The following is an 18,401-nucleotide window of genomic DNA, read 5'->3' on the forward strand; positions in this document are numbered from 1 at the left end:
TATTATTGACACTGTGTTGCTCACTAGGGGGTGGTATGTCTGTCTTGGTCGAAGTTTGTATTGATAGTATTGGCTCTTTAAAGGTGGCAGAGCGCGCTGGCGCTGACCGCATCGAGCTGTGTAGTGCACTGCGCCTTGGTGGACTCACAGCCAGTTACGGCTATATGCAACTTGCCGTCAAACAAGCGAATATTCCCATTTATGCTATTATCCGGCCACGTGAGGGAGACTTCTTATACAGCAGTGACGAAGCGGAAGTCATGCTCAAGGATATTTCGATGGCACGCCAAGCTGGGTGTGCAGGCGTGGTGATCGGCGCACTGACAGCCCAAGGACAGCTCGACTTACCACTTATTGATGACATGTTGGCAGAAGCCAAAGGTATGGGCGTGACGTTTCATCGCGCGTTTGACCACTGCGCCGATCCTGAATCGGCACTGGAAGCGCTTTTAGCGCGCCCTGCGATTGAGCGGGTACTTACTTCGGGCCAAGCCAGCAGCGCAGAGCAAGGTAAAGAGGCACTGAAACGCTGGGTAGAAATGACCCGACAGGCTGTTTTACAGATCATGCCTGGCGCGGGTGTCACGCCTGATAACGCTGTCGCAATCCTCTCCCACAGCGGCGCGCGTGAAATTCACTTGTCTGCCCGTATGGATCAACCCAGTGCGATGCAACACCACGCAGTGGCCACCATGGGCGAAGGTGATGATGCCTGCTACCCAATGACCAACCCCGCCATTATCCGGCAAATAAAAGCCCTTTCCGCACACTTGTAAGTGCGTGCAACAGGCTATGGCACAACATCGAACTGTGATTGACTCGGATGTTTTGATGCGCGAGCGCCGGCCTCGAGGCGGTAGCGTTGCATCGTAAAGGCGAGTTTTCTACCGTAATAGCACAATGGTGTAAAAAGGAGTTTCCCTTGTCGGATAAAACGTCGAGTAAAATCAGCAAAAAGCACTACGAAAAGAAACTGACGGAACTACAAACCGAACTGGTCAAACTGCAAGAGTGGGTCAAGCAAGAGCGCCTCAAAGTGGTGGTGTTATTCGAAGGGCGAGACGCCGCGGGCAAAGGTGGCGTGATAAAACGTATTACCGAAAAACTCAATCCACGTGTATGCCGCGTCGTCGCACTAGATAAGCCCACCGAGCGCGAGCGCACCCAATGGTATTTCCAGCGTTATGTTGAGCACCTACCTGCCGGTGGTGAAATCGTTCTGTTTGACCGCAGCTGGTACAACCGGGCGGGGGTTGAGCGGGTGATGGGATTTTGCTCCGACGAAGAATACGAAGAGTTTCTACGTACCTGTCCCGAGTTTGAGCGCATGTTAATGCGCGCTGGCATCATCTTGATTAAATATTGGTTTTCAGTTTCTGACGACGAGCAAGAAAAACGCTTTGCCGAACGCATTAGCACACCCATAAAGCGCTGGAAGTTTAGCCCGATGGACTTAGAGTCTCGCAGCCGCTGGGTGCAATACAGCGAGGCCAAAGATCGTATGTTTGCTTACACCGACACCAAAGACAGCCCGTGGTGGGTGGTCGAAGCCGACAATAAAAAGCACGCACGGCTCAATTGCATTGCGCACTTATTATCGCAGATCCCATATCAAGAGATCACCTACCCCGAGGTCGAGCTACCTGAAATCAATAAAGAGGGCTATGTCCGCATGCCACTTGAAGATCAAAGCTTTGTGCCGGATCAAGTCAGCGAGTGGCTCAATGATGAGTCAGACGATTAACCCTTATTTGAGCAGTTTTTCCAGCTCTTCTTTTTGAATATGGCGAACATCTTTCCCTTTAACAAAGTAAATGATGTATTCGCAAATGTTCTGACAGCGATCGCCAACACGCTCAATGGCGCGTGCTGACCACATGACTTTCAGCACGTTAGGAATTGAGCGTGGGTCTTCCATCATGTAGGTCATCAGTTGACGCAAGATACCCTCGTATTCACGATCTAATGAATCATCTTTGCGATACACCCGCATCGCCGCCTCAATATCCATACGGGCAAACGCATCCAGTACCTCGTGCAGCATTTTCGCCGCACGTTGCCCTAGCGCTTCCAACGAGACGAGAAAAGGCTGCTGGGAGTGACTGGAGTTATCCAGTGCCATTTTAGCGATGCTGTCCGCCACATCACCAATACGCTCAAGATCGGTAATGGTTTTGATGATCGCCATCACCAATCGCAAGTCACTGGCGGTCGGCTGACGTTTAGCGATAATCCGCGTGCATGCCTCATCGATCGCCACTTCCATGCCATTGACTTTATGATCTTCACGAATGACATGACGCGCCAGATCGACATCTTGGTTATGCATAGCTCGTAGTGCATCGGTCAGTTGGCGTTCGACCAACCCACCCATGGTTAAAACATGGGTTCGAATGGCTTCAAGCTCGGCATTAAACTGCCCTGAAATGTGGCGACTGATGTTATGGTTGTCCAAGGCCTGCTCCTTATCCGTAGCGACCAGTTATATAGTCTTCAGTTTGTTTATTTTTCGGCGTCGTAAACAAGGTGTCCGTGTCCGCGTATTCCACCAAACGCCCCATATTGATAAATGCGGTTTGATCAGAGACACGCGCGGCTTGTTGCATATTATGGGTGACGATCACCACGGTGTATTGGCTTTTCAAATCATTAATCAACTCTTCAATCGTCAACGTTGAAATCGGATCCAACGCTGATGAAGGCTCATCGAGCAACAATACCTCTGGTTCAATCGCGATCGCACGGGCGATAACCAAACGCTGCTGCTGACCGCCTGACAAGCCAAATGCATTATCATTGAGTCTGTCTTTTACCTCATTCCACAAAGCCGCCCCTCGCAGCGCTCGCTCTACCGCATCATCTAGCACCCGCGGATCATTGATACCCTGCAGGCGTAATCCGAACACCACATTTTCATAAACAGATTTAGGAAAAGGGTTGGGCCGCTGAAACACCATACCAACTTGGCGGCGTAATGCAGGCACATCAACGTCGCGATCGTAAATATTCTGCCCATGCAGGGTCACTTCCCCGCGAACACGACAGCCATCAACCAGATCATTCATCCGGTTAATACAGCGTAGCAAGGTCGACTTACCACAGCCGGACGGGCCGATAAACGCCGTGACCTTTCCCTTTGGGATCCGCATATTAATATCAAACAAGGCTTGTGTTTGCTGATAGTACAAATTGAGATGACGGATCGACAGCGCGGTTTGCTCTTCAGGCAAATTTGCCAAATCGAGCTCGGGCGTCAGGCCAATTCGGGAGTTTATCGAAAACATAGGTTGTCGAGCCTCATCATTATTGTTCCAAATCGCGATACTTTTCTCGCAAATAATGGCGGATCCCGATAGCGGCAAGGTTTAACGCCACAATCACAGACACCAGTAAAAACGAGGTGGCGTACACCAGAGGGCGGGCCGATTCAATATGGGTACTCTGAAAGCCAAGATCATAAATATGATACCCCAGATGCATGAACTTACGTTCGAGATGCAAAAAGGGAAAGTTACCATCCACCGGCAAAGCAGGTGCCACTTTCACTACTCCCACCAGCATCAAAGGCGCGACCTCACCGGCTGCGCGCGCAACGGCGAGGATCAGCCCAGTCATCATCGCCGGACTTGCCATCGGCAGCACAACTCTCCACAGTGTCTCGGCTTGGGTGGCACCTAATGCAAACGCACCATGACGAACACTGGTTGGGATACGCGCCAATCCTTCCTCCGTCGACACAATGACCACGGGTAGTGTCAAAATCGCCAATGTTAACGCTGACCACAGTACGCCTGGCGTTCCAAAGACAGGGGCCGGTTGAGCGGCTTGATAAAAGAGCTCATCAATCGAACCACCAATGAAATAGACAAAAAAGCCCAAACCAAACACGCCATAGACGATCGACGGTACCCCGGCCAAATTGACGACCGCAATCCGGATCATCCGTGTAAACGCGGTTTTCGGCGCATATTCATGAAGGTACACCGCGGCAATAACCCCAAGCGGTGTCACAATCACAGCCATCAACAGCACCAAAAATACGGTGCCAAAAATGGCCGGGAACACGCCGCCAGAAGCATTACCATCCCGTGGTGGCTCTGAGACAAACGCGCCAATTTGATGCCCCCAAAAGAGCAGCTTCTCAACCCCACTCATTGCGTTGGGGTACCATACCGCCAAGACGTTACGAAGTGGCAGTAGCACTTCTTCATGATGGCTGTCTTTGACCACCAACATGGCATCATCTTGGTGATGGCGTAAACTTTCCAGCTTCTTCTCGAGCTGGGAATATTGGTCCAATAGCTGCGCGCGCTGCTCTGAAATATGGGCCGGGGGCTCACGATTTGCGGCATGGGCCAAGGCCCAGCGTTTTTCCTCTAAACGCAGCTGTTCCAGTTGATAATTGACACTGGCGAGGTGGACACGTTCAATGTCATCAATCACATCACGTCGCGCGGACAAGTCGTCAAGGCGCGCTTCAAGATCTGCCTCATCTAGGCGATGGCGCGTACCTTGTTCATCTACCAGCGCAACAGGCCATCCATAGAACATCCCATTCTCGACCCGCTCTATCATGGCTAACGATGCCGGAGTAAATTGGCTGCGAATGTTAAACGCCAACAACTGCCGGAAGTCCACCCCCTCACGCTCGCGATTACCGATTTTGACCACTAAACGGGCATAATCTTGGTTAGCGTCTTGCGGCAATGTGATACCTGCATCTTGCAGTTGCGTCGCGTCGACACGGTCCGTTTGGTAAATCTGCCCAATCACCGTTTCTTGGCCTTCGGGTGTATTGAGCGTGAACTGGGTGATGGGCGTAGGCCAAAAATAGCCCAACCCGCGCGCACCAATAAGAAGCAACACACCGAGGATCGCAATCAAGCTGACACTGACCATGCCTGCGGTTATCCACACCCAAGGGGTTCCTGATTTCATCCATGCGCGCATAAGAGCTCTCATCCCCGCCTATAAGTTACTGTACTTGTCGCGCAAGCGTTGGCGTACGAGTTCAGCTAAGGTGTTAAACACAAAGGTAAATACAAACAGAATAAATGCAGTTAAAAATAACACGCGATAATGGGAGCTCCCCACCTCAGACTCAGGCATTTCAACCGCGATGTTTGCGGACAAGGTGCGCAACCCCTCTAACAGATTCCAATCCATGATGGGCGTATTCCCGGTCGCCATCAGCACAATCATGGTTTCGCCCACCGCACGTCCGAGTCCCATCATCACCGCCGAAAAAATACCAGGGCTTGCGGTGAGTAATACCACACGTGTCAATGTCTGCCAGTGAGTGGCCCCCAAGGCCAACGCACCGCTTTTTAAATGCGGCGGTACAGAGAAAATGGCATCTTCCGCAATCGAGAAAATGGTTGGCACCACCGCAAAGCCCATCGCAATACCGACTACTAGCGCGTTACGCTGGTCATAGCCTATCCCTAATTCATGGGTGATAAAGCGACGCGCATCGCCGCCAAACCATAGGTGTTCTAACCAAGGGCCTAATTGCCAAGCCAACAAGGCAATCAGTAACAGGGCAGGAATAATCACCAAGATTTGTGCGTTTTCCGGTAAGCGACGTCGCACATAGCGCGGGATCATTCGCCAAATCATGCTAAGACCCAGCAAACAAAGTGGCACCATCAGTAACAGTAAAAATACCGTGGGAAGGTGTTGCTCAACCCAAGGAGCAAGCCAGAGCCCCGCTAAAAAGCCGATGATCACGGTTGGCAGCGCCTCAATGGTTTCAACCGTCGGTTTCACGACTTTACGTAACCCAGAAGACATAAAATAGGCAGTATAAATCGCTGCACCAATCGCCATCGGGACGGCAAATACAAGCGCAAAGAGCGCCACTTTTAGGGTGCCAAAAATCACCGGAACCACACTTAATTTGGCTTCAAACGTGTCATCTGCTGAAGTGGATTGCCACACATACTGGGGCTCTGCGTACCCTTCGTACCAGACCTTCTCCCAAAGTGAGTGAACACTAACTTCTGGGTGTGGGTTATCGACAGCAAACCATTGCCATACACCATCGGTGGCGGTAATCAATGCCTGTGCACGAGGAGAAAATGCCATTGCTTGCGGCAAGGTATCGAGCATGGCCGCAAAGTAACGTTGCTTTTCGCTGGTCGCATGCAGCAAGCTCAGCCCCCCTTGCTCATCCGCAACCGCAATACTTTTACGATGCAGCTCCGGTGAGGCCACAAACTTTCCTTTAGCTGGCTGAAATAACCGCACTTCGGTCAGCGATGGCTGGCCACTTTTCACCACATCAAACCACTGACTCAAGCCACCATCTTGATGATGTAGCATTAACGAACGCCCACCTGCGAGCAAGGTCATCGCCTGAACCGGACTCTCAACCACATTGGCAAGATTAATGGTTTCACGCACGGTCATCTGTTGCCCGTGAATTCGCCACACCGTCAGTGTGCTGTCTTGACGCACAAAGAGGCGTTGTCCGTCAGGTGAGAGCGCCATATTGTCAACTGGCTCACTCAGCAGGTGCCGTTCAATCCGTCCACTGCGATAAAGCACCAGCTCCTGTGTGTGTGTCACCGCCACCAAAACAGGGGCTATATTTTCCCCATGTAAACTATCTGGGACAGCGAGCGCTAATTGGCGCAGCGCCGACGAGTCCAGTATCACAGGTAAAGGAAATGCGGTCATACGGCGCAGCTTGGGCAATACCGAGGTATTGTTGCCATATTCAGCGCGAAAACGTAGCTGCCAAACGCCTACTTGTCCCGGTTTGATTTCTACAGCCATAAAGGGCGCGGTGGCAGGAACTGTCGCCATCGCAGGACGAGGAATATCTGATAAGTTGCGCGCCAACATCACGGTTGCAACTTGGTCGACCTGTAAAGGACGACGGGCTACGGTTAAGGTGCCACTATCATCAAGCGCATAAACCAGCTGCTCACGATTGTCAGCACCAATAAAGTGCGGCGTCGCTGGCGTTGGCACACTAAAACGACCCGTGGGCGTCATAGTCGCTTGATGGAAAAGCGGTAACACGACGGTCAGCAAATAAAAGAATAAGAGCAATAAAGTGACCAATACCATCACGCCACCAAGACGCACCGTATGCCGAGCAAACGTGTCTTTTAAACGTCTTACTCGATTGGCATCTTTTAGTGATGGGGATGTGTGGGTCATTCGTGCCTCTTGTTTTAGATCAAGCCCTTAATTGTATGTCATTACAATGACATTTTTATGACATCCCTACTCTTAACGGGGATACCACCGAGGGCTGTACGCAATAAAAATGAAACAAACGGGCTTTAGGCTGGCGCAGGTTGATATTGGGCACAGTTTAGTCACTTTACTGCACAGCAGCATAGACAACACCTTGACCGGCCTCAATAATTGACTCGACAATCGCCGTAAGGATCACGCATGAAACATTTCGTTATCACATTAATTGGTCCCGATCGCGCCGGACTGGTTGATCAAATCTCACAGACCATTTTTACGTATCACGGAAGCTGGCAAGCCAGCCGTCTCAGTCAACTCGCCGGACAGTTCGCTGGGATTATCCATATTGATGTGTCTGATACTCATGCCGACTCGCTGATCCATGCGCTCCGTGAATTAGATGGTATACAACTGCTAATCACCGACGCTAAGCCGGTCACGCCTAGCCCAACTACGCATACCTTATCGGTCACGGGTAACGATCGTCGCGGCATTGTTCAAACACTTAGCCAATTACTGGCGGCTCACGGTATCACTATCAATAAACTCAATGCGCAAACACAAAGCGCAGCCAATACCGGTGGGCAAATTTTTACTGCTGATTTTTATCTGGATATTCCGCCGGATGCGGATGTCTCCATGTTACACGAAGCCCTTGAAGCGCTGTCCGACGACTTAATCGTCGAATTTGACAGTAATTTCACCCAGTAGAACAGGATTTTCTCACGCTTTATGACATTAGATACTTACCACGTCGACAAAGAATTAAGTTGGCTATCTTTTAACGAACGCGTCCTCCAAGAAGCCGCCGATAAGAGCGTACCCATTATCGAACGTGTTCGTTTTTTGGGGATTTTCTCCTCCAACCTTGATGAGTTTTATCAAGTGCGTTTCGCGGATGTTAAACGCCGTATCATCATTGACGAAGAGCGTGGGGTCGACAGTCATGCCAAAGAGCTTTTAAGTAAAATTCAAGCGAAAGTCGTCAAGCTAAACCAAGATTTCGACCACCTCTACAACGATATCTTGCTAGAGATGGCGCGCCGCAATATCTTTCTCGTTAACGAACGACAGCTCACCGATAACCAATCCCAATGGCTAAAGCGCTATTTTCGTAGCAATATTCTGCCCTACATTACGCCTATTATGCTGACCAAAGACGTCGATGTATTGAGCTTTCTGAAAGATGCCTACTCTTACCTCGCCGTGCAGCTTAAAAAAGAAGGGGAAGAGCCCAAGTATGCGCTGATTGAGATCCCAACAGATGATCTTGACCGTTTTATTAAGGTGCCTGAGCCCAAGGGTAAACGACAGCGCAAAACCATCATCTTGCTCGACAACATCATTCGACTATGTCTTGACCAAATTTTCAGCGGCTTCTTCGACTACGACACGGTCGATGCCTATGCCATGAAAATGACCCGAGATGCAGAGTACGATCTTACTAATGAGGTAGAGCACAGCCTGCTCGAGAACATGTCGGAAAGCTTGGACCAACGCCTTACCGCCCTCCCAGTGCGTTTTGTCTACCAACGCGATATGCCGCCGGAAATGGTGAGTAAACTCATCCAAGTGCTGAAAATTTCTGATTATGACAGCGTCCTACCCGGTGCGCGTTATCATAACTTTCGTGACTTCATCGGCTTTCCTAACGTCGGGCGAAAATATCTGGAAAACTCGCCACTGCCGCCATTCGAATCGGCAGATTTTCAATTACATAATAATGCTTTTGACGCGATTCGTGAGCGCGACATCCTGCTTTACTATCCGTATCACACCTTCCGCCATATGACGGAGCTGGTCCGTCAGGCTTCTTTTGATCCGTCCGTGCGCAGCATTCGCATTAACGTGTACCGAGTGGCAAAGAACTCGCGGATCATTAACTCCATGATTGATGCGGCCAATAACGGCAAGCGCGTGACCGTGGTGGTCGAGCTACAAGCCCGTTTTGATGAAGAAGCCAATATCGAATGGTCGCGCGTACTCACCGATGCGGGCGTCAAAGTCGTGTTTGGTACTCCAGGGCTTAAAATTCACTCCAAGCTTTGCCTGATCTCACGGCGAGAAAATGGCGAATTACGTGATTATGGCCACATTGGCACCGGTAACTTCCACGAAAAAACGGCCCGTATATATACCGACTTTGCACTCTTTACCGCCGATCAGCAGATCACATCTGAAATACGCAAGGTCTTCGAATTTATCGAAAACCCTTATCGTCCGGTCAAGTTCAATCATTTGATCGTGTCACCACGTAACTCTCGACGTCGAATTCAAAAGCTAATTGAGCGCGAAATCGAACACGCGAAAGCCAAACGTAAGGCCGGGATCACCTTAAAAGTGAACAATCTTGTCGATAAAAGCCTGGTCAATCTGCTTTATCGAGCCAGCAGCGAAGGGGTGAAAATTCGCATGATTGTACGCGGCATGTGCTCTTTAGTGCCGGGCGTGAAAGGCGTGAGTCAAAATATCAAGGCGATCAGTATCGTCGATCGGTTTTTAGAACACCCGCGTGTATTTGCGTTTGAAAATGGTGGTGAGCGTGATGTCTATATCTCTTCCGCCGACTGGATGACCCGCAATATCGATAACCGTATCGAAGTCGGTGCGCCCATCCGCGATCCGCGTTTAAAAGAACGTATCATGGACATCCTTGAGATCCAATTTTCCGATCGGACCAAGGCGCGTATCATCGACAAGGAGATGTCGAATACCTATGTTAAACGAGGGAACAAGAAAAAAATTCGCTCGCAAATCGAAACTTACGATTTTCTCAAGCAGTTAGAGAGACAGGAACTCAAACACGCGGAAAAGTTGCAGCATGACACACCCCAAAGCAAGTAATGATAAGCCGCGAGAGATCGCGGCCGTCGATCTTGGCTCTAATAGCTTTCATATGGTGGTTGCCCGCGTGGTTGGGCAAGGCCTACAAATTATCAGTCGTCACAAGCAGCGGGTACGATTAGCCTCAGGACTGGATAAAAAACAGCGCCTAAGCGACGAAGCCATTCAACGTGGTATCGACTGTTTAGCCATGTTTGCCGAACGCCTCAATGGCATTGAGATAGATAACGTACGAATAGCTGGAACGCATACATTACGCCAAGCCAAAAATGCACATGAATTTATTGAACGGGCGAATCAAGTCTTCCCTTATCCGATTGAAATTATTGCGGGTGAAGAAGAAGCACGCCTGATTTATCTGGGGGTCTCTCACACCCAGCAAAATCTGGGTCGCCGTTTAGTCATTGATATCGGTGGGGGCTCAACCGAGCTGGTGATTGGTGAAGACTTTCAGCCCCTGCTCGTCAATAGTAAACGTATGGGATGTGTCAGCTATAACGAACGCTTTTTCCCACAAGGCGCGCTGAGTGAAAAGCAGTTTCTTGCGGCCCAAACGGCCACCCAACAAAAACTGGAAAGTCTGGCGAGTCAATATCGCAAAGCAGGATGGCAAGTCGCGTTAGGCGCATCGGGCACCATTAAAGCCATTCGCGAGGTGGTGATTGGGTTGGGCGATGAGGATGGCATTATCACGCGCAAGCGCTTGGATAATGTGATTGAAAAGCTATTAAAGTTCAAACACAGTGACAGCATCGATTTACCGGGATTGACCGAAGACAGGCAGCCGGTCTTTGCCGCTGGGGTGGCGATTTTATCCGGTGTTCTCGACGCGCTCAAAATTGATGAATTGCGCTTCTCAGATGGTGCCCTGCGTGAGGGCTTACTGTATGAGATGGAAGAGCGCTTCCAACGCACCGACATCCGTGGCCGAACTACAGATGATATGGCCGCACGCTACAATGTCGACCTTGCCCATGCACGGCGGGTGCAACAGACAGCCGCCCACTTCTACGCACAAGCGGAGCCCGAACAAGGCAGTAAAAAAGCGGAATTGGCTGGATTACTCAATTGGGCCGCTTTATTACACGAAGTGGGGTTAAGCATTGGTTATCCGGGCTATCACAAACATTCAGCATATATTCTCAGCAATACCAACCTGCCCGGTTTTAACCAAGAGCAACAAACCGTCTTAGCAACCCTTGCGCGCTTTCATCGTAAAGCGTTAAAGCTGGGAGAAATGCCAAAATTCACCTTGTTTAAACCCAAACTGATCGAAACGCTTATCTGCGCACTGCGGCTCGCCTGTGTGTTGCACTCACAGCGCAATGACGAAGCTCTCCCCGAGATTACGGTGACTATCGATAAAAACGGCGGTTGGCAGCTGCAGTTTCCCAAAGGCTGGCTGGATGATAATCGCTTACTTGCGGCCGACCTGACCGCAGAGCAAGACTACTGGCAAGCGGCGGGTTGGTCGCTTTGTTTTAGCGACTAATCCAATCCAAGTGCGTGGCGCTGCGCATGCACCACTTGCGCCGGGAGGGGAATATACCCTTCTCGGCTCACTTCCTTTTGCCCTTGAGCAGAGAGGATATATCCCATAAACGCCGCCTCAAGAGGAGCCAGCGGCGCGTTGGGTGCTTTATTGATATAGAGATATAAATACCGTGTAAGTGGGTAATCACCGTCGCGAATTGACTGCTGAGTCGGCAAAACAGCAGGCTTACCGGGATGACCGACGGCGAGCATTTTCGCCCCCGACGCTTGGTGACCCATCCCAGCGTATCCAATCGCATTTAATGAGGAGGCCACAGATTGCACCACAGATGCCGATCCCGGTTGCTCGTTGACGTTGGCGCGAAAGTCACCTCGACACAATGCCGCTTGTTTAAAGTAGCCATAGGTGCCGGATACCGAATTACGCCCAAACAATTGTAGATCGCGATGTTGCCAACGTCCGGTAAGTCCTAACTGTCCCCRGCGAGTAATAGACTCACTCGCCCCACACCAGAGCGTTCGCGAAAAGATAGCATCCAGCTGATTGAAGCTAATTCTCTGTAGTGGGTTATCTTGGTGGACATAAACCGCCATGGCATCAATCGCCACCGGCACAGCGGTCGGTGGATAACCGAATCGCGCTTGGAACGCATTTTCTTCACTGACCCGCATCGGACGGCTCATTGGGCCAAGTTGTGCTGTACCTTCCACCAGCGCGGGTGCCGCCGAGGCAGAGCCGGGGGTTTGCAGCTGAACATTTACCCCCGGGTACAAACGCTTAAACCCGTCGGACCACGCCGCCATCATGTTGCCTAAGGTATCGGAACCTACGGAATTTAAGTTCCCCGAAACCCCGCTAATACGCTGATATTCCGGCAGCATTGACTGAGTCGTATGGCTCTGGGCCAGTGCGGTCCAAAGAAGGCTGACACAGAGTATTCCCCACCTTAACATGCCAATCGCTCCGGTAGCGTAAATGCAAAGGTACTACCCATCCCTACCTCACTTTGGATCTCGAGTTCCGCATCATGATGGCTAAGGGCGTGTTTGACGATTGCCAAACCCAGACCGCTGCCACCGGTTTCACGAGAGCGCGCCTTATCGACACGATAAAAGCGTTCAGTCAAGCGATCGAGGTGTTGCGGAGGAATGCCTTCGCCGCTGTCAGTGACTTCTAAACGCGGTCCTTTGTCGGTGCGATACCATTTGACGGAAATCGCCGCCTGAGCTGGGGTATGCTTCACCGCGTTATAGACTAAATTGGAAATCGCGCTGCGGAGTTGGTCGTCATTGCCTTTTACTTTTAGGCTCTTATCAACATCAAACGTCAGCACATGCTCACGATCACCACTCAAGGTTTGCGCCTCTTTTTGCAACACATCCAGCATGGCTGGCACATCAACATCGTGATCTAATTCTGGTTTTGCGGCCGCCTCAATTTTGGATAACGTCAGGAGCTGCTCAACCAGTGATTCCATGCGCGATAGCTGTTCAGTCATAACACCATGCGCTTTCGGCCACATCGGCCCTATCACCATGTCAGGATCTTCTGTCATCTCGAGATAACCGCGCAATACCGTCATTGGCGTACGCAGTTCATGTGAGACATTGGCGAAGAAGTTGCGTCGCATTCCTTCTAGCTGTTTGAGTTGGGTGATATCACGCACCACCATCAAGAACTCTCCCTCGGCATAGGGCATGGTACGAAATTCTAAGGTGCGCGCACTGTTGATGTGGGAGCGCATTTCTAACGGTATATCGTAATTTGCCTCGGCGATGTAGCTGACAAACTCGGGCGCTCGAATAAGATTGCTAATATGTTGGCCATTATCATCTGGCATTCGCAAGCCAAGGAGTTCTTGTGCCAGCTTGTTACACCACACAATCGAGCCATCACTTTCAAAGACTACCACCGCATCGGGCAAGGATTCGGCCCCGTTGCGGAAACGACGGATCAGGTTTGCTAACTCTTTGCGACGGCGACGATTACGTTTTTGAAGCCGATAAATGCCATTAAACAATGGCTCCCAGGAGCCTGTGCCTGAAGGCGGGGTCAGGCTTTTATCTTTCCATAGCCAGTCGGACAGTTTGATTTGTTGATGCAGATGCCAAAGCAACATGGCAACCGTTGCACCCAATAGTAACCAAGGCAGGCCACCGAACAGCCAGCCAATAATAAACCAAGGCAAATAAAAAAAAGCCAGCTCCCAAGCTAGCTTCTTCCAAGACAGTCGTTCGACCATTTACTCTCCATCCACCCCAACGTATGTGGAGCGCTTTCTATCTTTTTAGTTGCGTGTCGAGAAACGATATCCTGCGCCACGTACGGTTTGCACTAACTTATCATGACCGCCCGCTTCAAGCGCTTTGCGCAAACGCCGGATATGTACATCAACGGTACGATCTTCAACATACACATTGGTACCCCAAACGTTATTCAACAGCTGCTCACGGCTGTAGACACGCTCTTGATGCGTCATAAAAAAGTGTAACATCTTAAATTCGGTTGGCCCCATATCGAGCGGTTCATCATTGGCCGTCACACGGTGCGAGACAGGGTCTAACTTGAGGCCTTGTACATCAATCACATCGTCCAGTGTGGTCGGTGATACGCGACGCATCACCGCTTTTAAGCGTGCCATGAGCTCTTTCGGTGAGAAAGGTTTGGTAATGTAATCATCCGCGCCAACTTCTAGGCCTCGGACTTTATCTTCCTCTTCCCCACGCGCGGTCAGCATCACTACAGGAATTTGTCGGGTCAGTTCGTCGCGCTTGAGGTGCTTGATCAAGTTAATTCCTGATCCGCCCGGTAGCATCCAATCCATGAGGATCATTTCCGGATAAGGCTCGCAAATTTGCGCCAGCGCTGAGTCGTAGTCTTCGGCCTCTACCGTTTGGTAGCCTTTTTGCTCCAGCACAAAGCACAGCATCTCTCGGATCGGCGCTTCGTCCTCAACAACTAGAATCCTTCTAACCATGATAATTACCTAGTGTTATCATTTAACTGGCGCCATTATGTGGATTTATTATGACATTTTTGTGACCCACCGCGAGCAAATTTCCCGCCCTTTGTGCATGCTGTGACCTAGCCAACACCTTGCTGTGTGACCAACACGCGACTTGCACCTCCGCCCTGACTGTCTACGCGAACTTGGGCGCCAATCCGCTCGACTAAAGTACTCACATGAGAGATCACACCAATTTGGCGTCCATCCGCTTGCAGGGTATCGAGACACGACAGCGCCATCTCAAGGCTGTCGGGGTCCAAGGTGCCAAAGCCTTCATCGATAAACAGCGATCCCAACTGACGGGTATCTGCCGCTAATGAGGCGAGCGCCAGTGCCAGCGACAAAGAAACCAAGAAACTCTCTCCCCCAGAGAGCGATTCCACACTGCGCACTTCATCTCCCATATCATGATCCACCACCTGCAATGCTAACAAACTGTCGGGTACGGTTTGCAGCGCGTAGCGAGGGGAAAGCGAAGCAAGGTGCTCGTTGGCAATCTCCACCAGCTGGGCGAGTGTGAGTGATTGGGCAAGGTTACGAAATTTGGCACCGCTGGCCGAGCCAATTAAATCGGCCAGTTTTAGCCATTGTTCCGTTTTACTACGTTGGGTATCGATTTTGTCGGTTAAACTCCCCGCTTGCTGACGTGCCTGGTCGGCTTGCGTCAGCCGATGACGAATATCGAACACACGCTGTTCAGCCTGCTCTTGCACGTGTTGCCACTCGGCTTGCTGCGTCTCCAAGACTGTCTCGTCATCTGTCAGCGCTTGCTCATCAAACCACGCTTTAGCGGTCGCAATGGCCTGATAACAATGATTTAGCTGCTGTTCACGTTCTTCAAAGCGTGTTTTCGCTTCCTGATAGCGCGCCTCAATCTGGTTTAAAGCTTGGCGTTCATCCGCGCGCCAAGCTTCGCTCAATGATAAATGCGCCATCAAAGTATACTGACTCATTCCCAGCGCAGGTTGCCACTGGATCCAACGCCTAACGGCGGTACGATAGTGCTGATTAGCATCTTGCCGTTGCTGCTGTAAGGTTTGCTGGCGGGCTTGTAAGCCGGCGCGTTGCTCACTGGCTTGCGTATACGCCTTTTCCGCCTCAGCTCGACGCTGGCGCTGCGCGTCTATGCGTGATTTGTACTCAGTTTCTAAGCTCGCAAGATCCTGCTCCCCCACCAGCGCCTGTCGCGCCGCCATACGCTGCTGATGTTGTTGCGCCAAGTTCACCAACTGCGTCTGACGTGACTGAATGGCATCCGATAAGCTCTGACACTGCTGTGTGAGCGTGGCAAGCTCGGTGTCGGTACGCTGCTTTTCTGCCGCCATCCCCTCACGTTCCGCTTGCAAAGCGCGGTATTGCTGGATTTTTTGCTCCATTTGGCGAATGTAACGCGCGGATCCCACTTGTTGTAAGCTGGCCTGCCATTGGCCTTTGCCTAGCTGTTTATCGAGTGCCTCGCAGCGACTATCACGCTGAGCTTGTTGCTGGTGCCATTGTTCGTCGATGGCGGTAAGGCGTGTTTCACATTCGGTTAACGCCTGATCTAAGTGATGACGACGGGCAACAAGCTGCTCTCGAGCTTGTTGTAACTCACTGAGTGCCGCATCAATCTGCTGAATATGGGCAAGCTGTTGCTGACGTTCGGTCATGGCTTGATAACAAGCCACATAGTCCGCTTGCGTCTGTTGGGCTCGAGCTTCAATATCGATGAGTACATCGCGCATTGGCGTCTGACTGTCGATGTCACTATCCAATTCAGCAATAGCGACACGTAGCCCTTTTTCGTACTGATCACGCTCCGCTTGCCACACTTGCCCTTGCTCACGCAATTCAGCACATGCGTGTTCACTTTGTTGATGTTGCTTTTGCCAGTAGTAGTATTCTGCCTGGCTTTGATTGAGTGTCGCTTGCAGCTCAGCGAGACGCGTTTGCTGCTGATCAATCAAACTTTCCACAACGGGCGCATGGTGTAAGTAAGGATGCTCAGTCGCCCCACAAAGCGGGCAAGGGTCTCCCTCGTTAAGCGCTTGACGCAAGTCTTCCAACTCCATCACGGCCATCGCTTGCTGCAAACTGTGGCGTGCTTCGTCAACCTGTGCTTTTTGGCGCGTTACCGTGTCTTTCAAACGCGCTAGGTGGGTTTGGCTATCGCGGAAAATGGCATCAAACTTTTCGAACTCCGTCTGATTATGGCGGCAGCGTTCGTCCCAGTATTGCCAGTTATGCGCCTCATTTAAGACCGCCTCTTGTAAACGGCGGGTAGACTGTAATTGGCTGTAGCGCGCTTGATCGGTCTCTTGCTCCGCAATCAAACGCTCAGGTTCCGCAGCCGCGCGTTTTGTTTTTAACTGGTCACTGCTGGCATCCACTTGCGCAATATCCTGCTCAAGCTTATCGCGCTGAGGACGCCATTGCTGGGCTTGCTGCTGTCGCTGTCTGTGCTCATCACTCAGTGCGGCTAGCGCATCTTGGCAATCTAAAAATTGCTTGAGGTTGTCAAACACCGGCTGATAGTGCTCAGCCACGTGACCGAAATCGCCAAACGCTGCCAGTTGCTCAGCAATGATCGTTTCACGATGCACCAAATGCTGTGCATGGGCACGGGTTTGTTCAAGGGTCTGTTGCGCTTGACGCCATTTTTGCTGTTCTTCATTGAGGGTAATGTTTTGCTCACGCATTTGCTCATCAAGACTGGCTAGTTGGGTCTCGATTTGCTGAGCCTCACGCACCTTCGGCTCTATATCAGCCCACCCTTGCTCGGCATCGGTCAATGCGCGATTGGCTTCTCGCCAACGATCCGCTTGTCGCTCATAGTCGGCTGCAACAGCCTGTTCATCACGGGCTAACGCAGCAAGATCCTCTCCCAAAGATAGGTACTGCCACTGGTGACGCTGCAGCGCATTGAGATCCTCTCGCGCCGCTTGGGCACGTTCAATCTGCGCCAATGTCTCTCGACGTGCTTCCACACCCGCTTTTTCTTGTTCCGCCTCATCCAGTGCCACTTGCGCGTCATCAAGCGCTTGTTGCGCCTGCGCTAAATGGGTGTGTTGCTGGCGATAGTCGTTCAGCATTTTGAGCTGGTGTTGATGATGCTTGACCGTCTGTTGGCATTGGGCTTGCTCATCCACCAATTGCTGCTCTTCATCTTCGCTCAGTAGCTGAATGTCACCGAGCTGTTGCATGAGCTGATCCAGTGCTTGTTTTTCATCACGGGCACGCTCATGGGCCATTTGGGATAAACGGCTGTAAATTTCGGTACCAGTCATCCGCTCCAGCAGTGCTGCGCGGTCATCTGCTGACGCTTTCAAAAAAGCCGCGAAATCTCCTTGAGGGAGCATCACCGCTCGACGGAACTGTTCATAGCTAAGCCCGACCAGACGCTCAATTTCACTGAGCACTTCCTGTTTCTTTCCTGCAAAACGTTGGCCGGTGGTGAGGTTTTCGAGCCAATGCTCACTGGCTTGGATCCGACCGTCGGCTTTTCCTCGCGCGCGACGTACCGACCAATGGGCACGCCAGCGACTGCCGTCATGGGCAAAGAAGTCGACTTCTGCGTACCCTTCGCCTTTTCCTCGCGACAAAATACTGCGCACATCGTTGGCTTTGACTCGGGTTGCAGGATCGCCGAGACCAATATCTGCATCGTTCTTTTTGTTGGCTTGAAAGCGCGGGATTTTGTCGTATAACGCAAGACAGATAGCATCTAACAACGTGGATTTACCGGCGCCCGTTTTGCCAGTGATCGCAAACAAACCGCTATCACCCAAAGGGCCCTTCGAAAAGTCCAACTCAAACGGGTGTTGAATACTGGCCAGGTTCTCGCCACGTAATGCCAGAATTTTCATC

13 protein-coding genes are annotated in these 18,401 nt (G+C 51.2%); 5 read left to right on the forward strand and 8 right to left on the reverse strand.

All coding sequences use genetic code 11. The features are described 5' to 3' along the window. Nucleotides 1–35 precede the first annotated feature (35 nt). Entirely contained in the window at nt 36–776 is a 741-nt protein-coding gene (locus tag BZJ19_RS09865; protein WP_077675509.1) for a copper homeostasis protein CutC, read from the forward strand. Between the two features lie 146 nt (nt 777–922). Further along, nucleotides 923–1,744, forward strand: coding sequence for a polyphosphate kinase 2 (ppk2, locus tag BZJ19_RS09870; protein ID WP_077639625.1), 822 nt, complete (start codon nt 923–925; stop codon nt 1,742–1,744). Between the two features lie 3 nt (nt 1,745–1,747). Here the strand turns inward: ppk2 and phoU are convergent, their stop codons facing one another. Genes phoU through BZJ19_RS09890 form a run of 4 tightly spaced genes read right to left on the reverse strand, consistent with a single transcriptional unit; the run spans nt 1,748 to nt 7,170 of the window. Beyond that, nucleotides 1,748–2,455: a phosphate signaling complex protein PhoU gene (gene phoU / locus BZJ19_RS09875; RefSeq protein ID WP_069590609.1), complete on the reverse strand. Its 708-nt coding sequence runs from the start codon at nt 2,453–2,455 to the stop codon at nt 1,748–1,750. A gap of 10 nt (nt 2,456–2,465) precedes the next feature. Next, the gene (gene pstB / locus BZJ19_RS09880; RefSeq protein ID WP_077639624.1) at nt 2,466–3,284 is read right to left on the reverse strand and encodes a phosphate ABC transporter ATP-binding protein PstB; all 819 of its coding nucleotides are present in this window, start codon (nt 3,282–3,284) and stop codon (nt 2,466–2,468) included. 19 nt (nt 3,285–3,303) lie between these two features. Then, nucleotides 3,304–4,950 carry a phosphate ABC transporter permease PstA gene (gene pstA / locus BZJ19_RS09885; protein ID WP_077675510.1) on the reverse strand — a complete coding sequence of 549 codons (1,647 nt, stop codon included), beginning with the start codon at nt 4,948–4,950 and terminating at the stop codon, nt 3,304–3,306. A gap of 18 nt (nt 4,951–4,968) precedes the next feature. After that, nucleotides 4,969–7,170, reverse strand: coding sequence for an ABC transporter permease subunit (locus BZJ19_RS09890; protein ID WP_077675511.1), 2,202 nt, complete (start codon nt 7,168–7,170; stop codon nt 4,969–4,971). Nucleotides 7,171–7,410: 240 nt separating this feature from the next. Here BZJ19_RS09890 and BZJ19_RS09895 point away from each other — a divergent pair, with 240 nt between their 5' ends. From BZJ19_RS09895 to ppx, 3 genes are read left to right on the forward strand one after another with little or no spacing between them, the layout of a single operon-like run. Then, a complete protein-coding gene (locus BZJ19_RS09895; protein ID WP_077675512.1) occupies nt 7,411–7,920 on the forward strand; it encodes a glycine cleavage system transcriptional repressor in 510 nt (169 codons plus the stop codon). Between the two features lie 21 nt (nt 7,921–7,941). Continuing rightward, nucleotides 7,942–10,053 carry a polyphosphate kinase 1 gene (gene ppk1 / locus BZJ19_RS09900; protein ID WP_077675513.1) on the forward strand — a complete coding sequence of 704 codons (2,112 nt, stop codon included), beginning with the start codon at nt 7,942–7,944 and terminating at the stop codon, nt 10,051–10,053. After that, nucleotides 10,031–11,545 (forward strand): exopolyphosphatase, encoded by a 1,515-nt coding sequence (gene ppx, locus BZJ19_RS09905; protein WP_077675514.1) that lies wholly within the window; start codon nt 10,031–10,033, stop codon nt 11,543–11,545. Before ppk1 ends, ppx begins: the two co-directional genes overlap by 23 nt. Here ppx and BZJ19_RS09910 read toward each other — a convergent pair. The 4 genes from BZJ19_RS09910 to BZJ19_RS09925 all read right to left on the reverse strand — a co-directional run bounded on the left by BZJ19_RS09910 (nt 11,542) and on the right by BZJ19_RS09925 (nt 18,400). Then, entirely contained in the window at nt 11,542–12,501 is a 960-nt protein-coding gene (locus BZJ19_RS09910; RefSeq protein WP_077675515.1) for a PstS family phosphate ABC transporter substrate-binding protein, read from the reverse strand. The genes ppx and BZJ19_RS09910 overlap by 4 nt on opposite strands. Then, on the reverse strand, nt 12,495–13,790 hold the full coding sequence (gene phoR / locus BZJ19_RS09915; protein WP_077481289.1) for a phosphate regulon sensor histidine kinase PhoR: 1,296 nt from the start codon (nt 13,788–13,790) through the stop codon (nt 12,495–12,497). The genes BZJ19_RS09910 and phoR overlap by 7 nt, the downstream gene beginning before the upstream one ends. 45 nt (nt 13,791–13,835) lie before the next feature. Beyond that, entirely contained in the window at nt 13,836–14,525 is a 690-nt protein-coding gene (gene phoB / locus BZJ19_RS09920) for a phosphate regulon transcriptional regulator PhoB (protein ID WP_069590589.1), read from the reverse strand. A gap of 107 nt (nt 14,526–14,632) precedes the next feature. Next, on the reverse strand, nt 14,633–18,400 hold the full coding sequence (locus BZJ19_RS09925; protein ID WP_077675516.1) for an AAA family ATPase: 3,768 nt from the start codon (nt 18,398–18,400) through the stop codon (nt 14,633–14,635). Between the last annotated feature and the right edge of the window lies 1 nt (nt 18,401).

Origin of the sequence: Salinivibrio proteolyticus (assembly GCF_001996165.1) — a bacterium.
Classification (GTDB): domain Bacteria; phylum Pseudomonadota; class Gammaproteobacteria; order Enterobacterales; family Vibrionaceae; genus Salinivibrio; species Salinivibrio proteolyticus.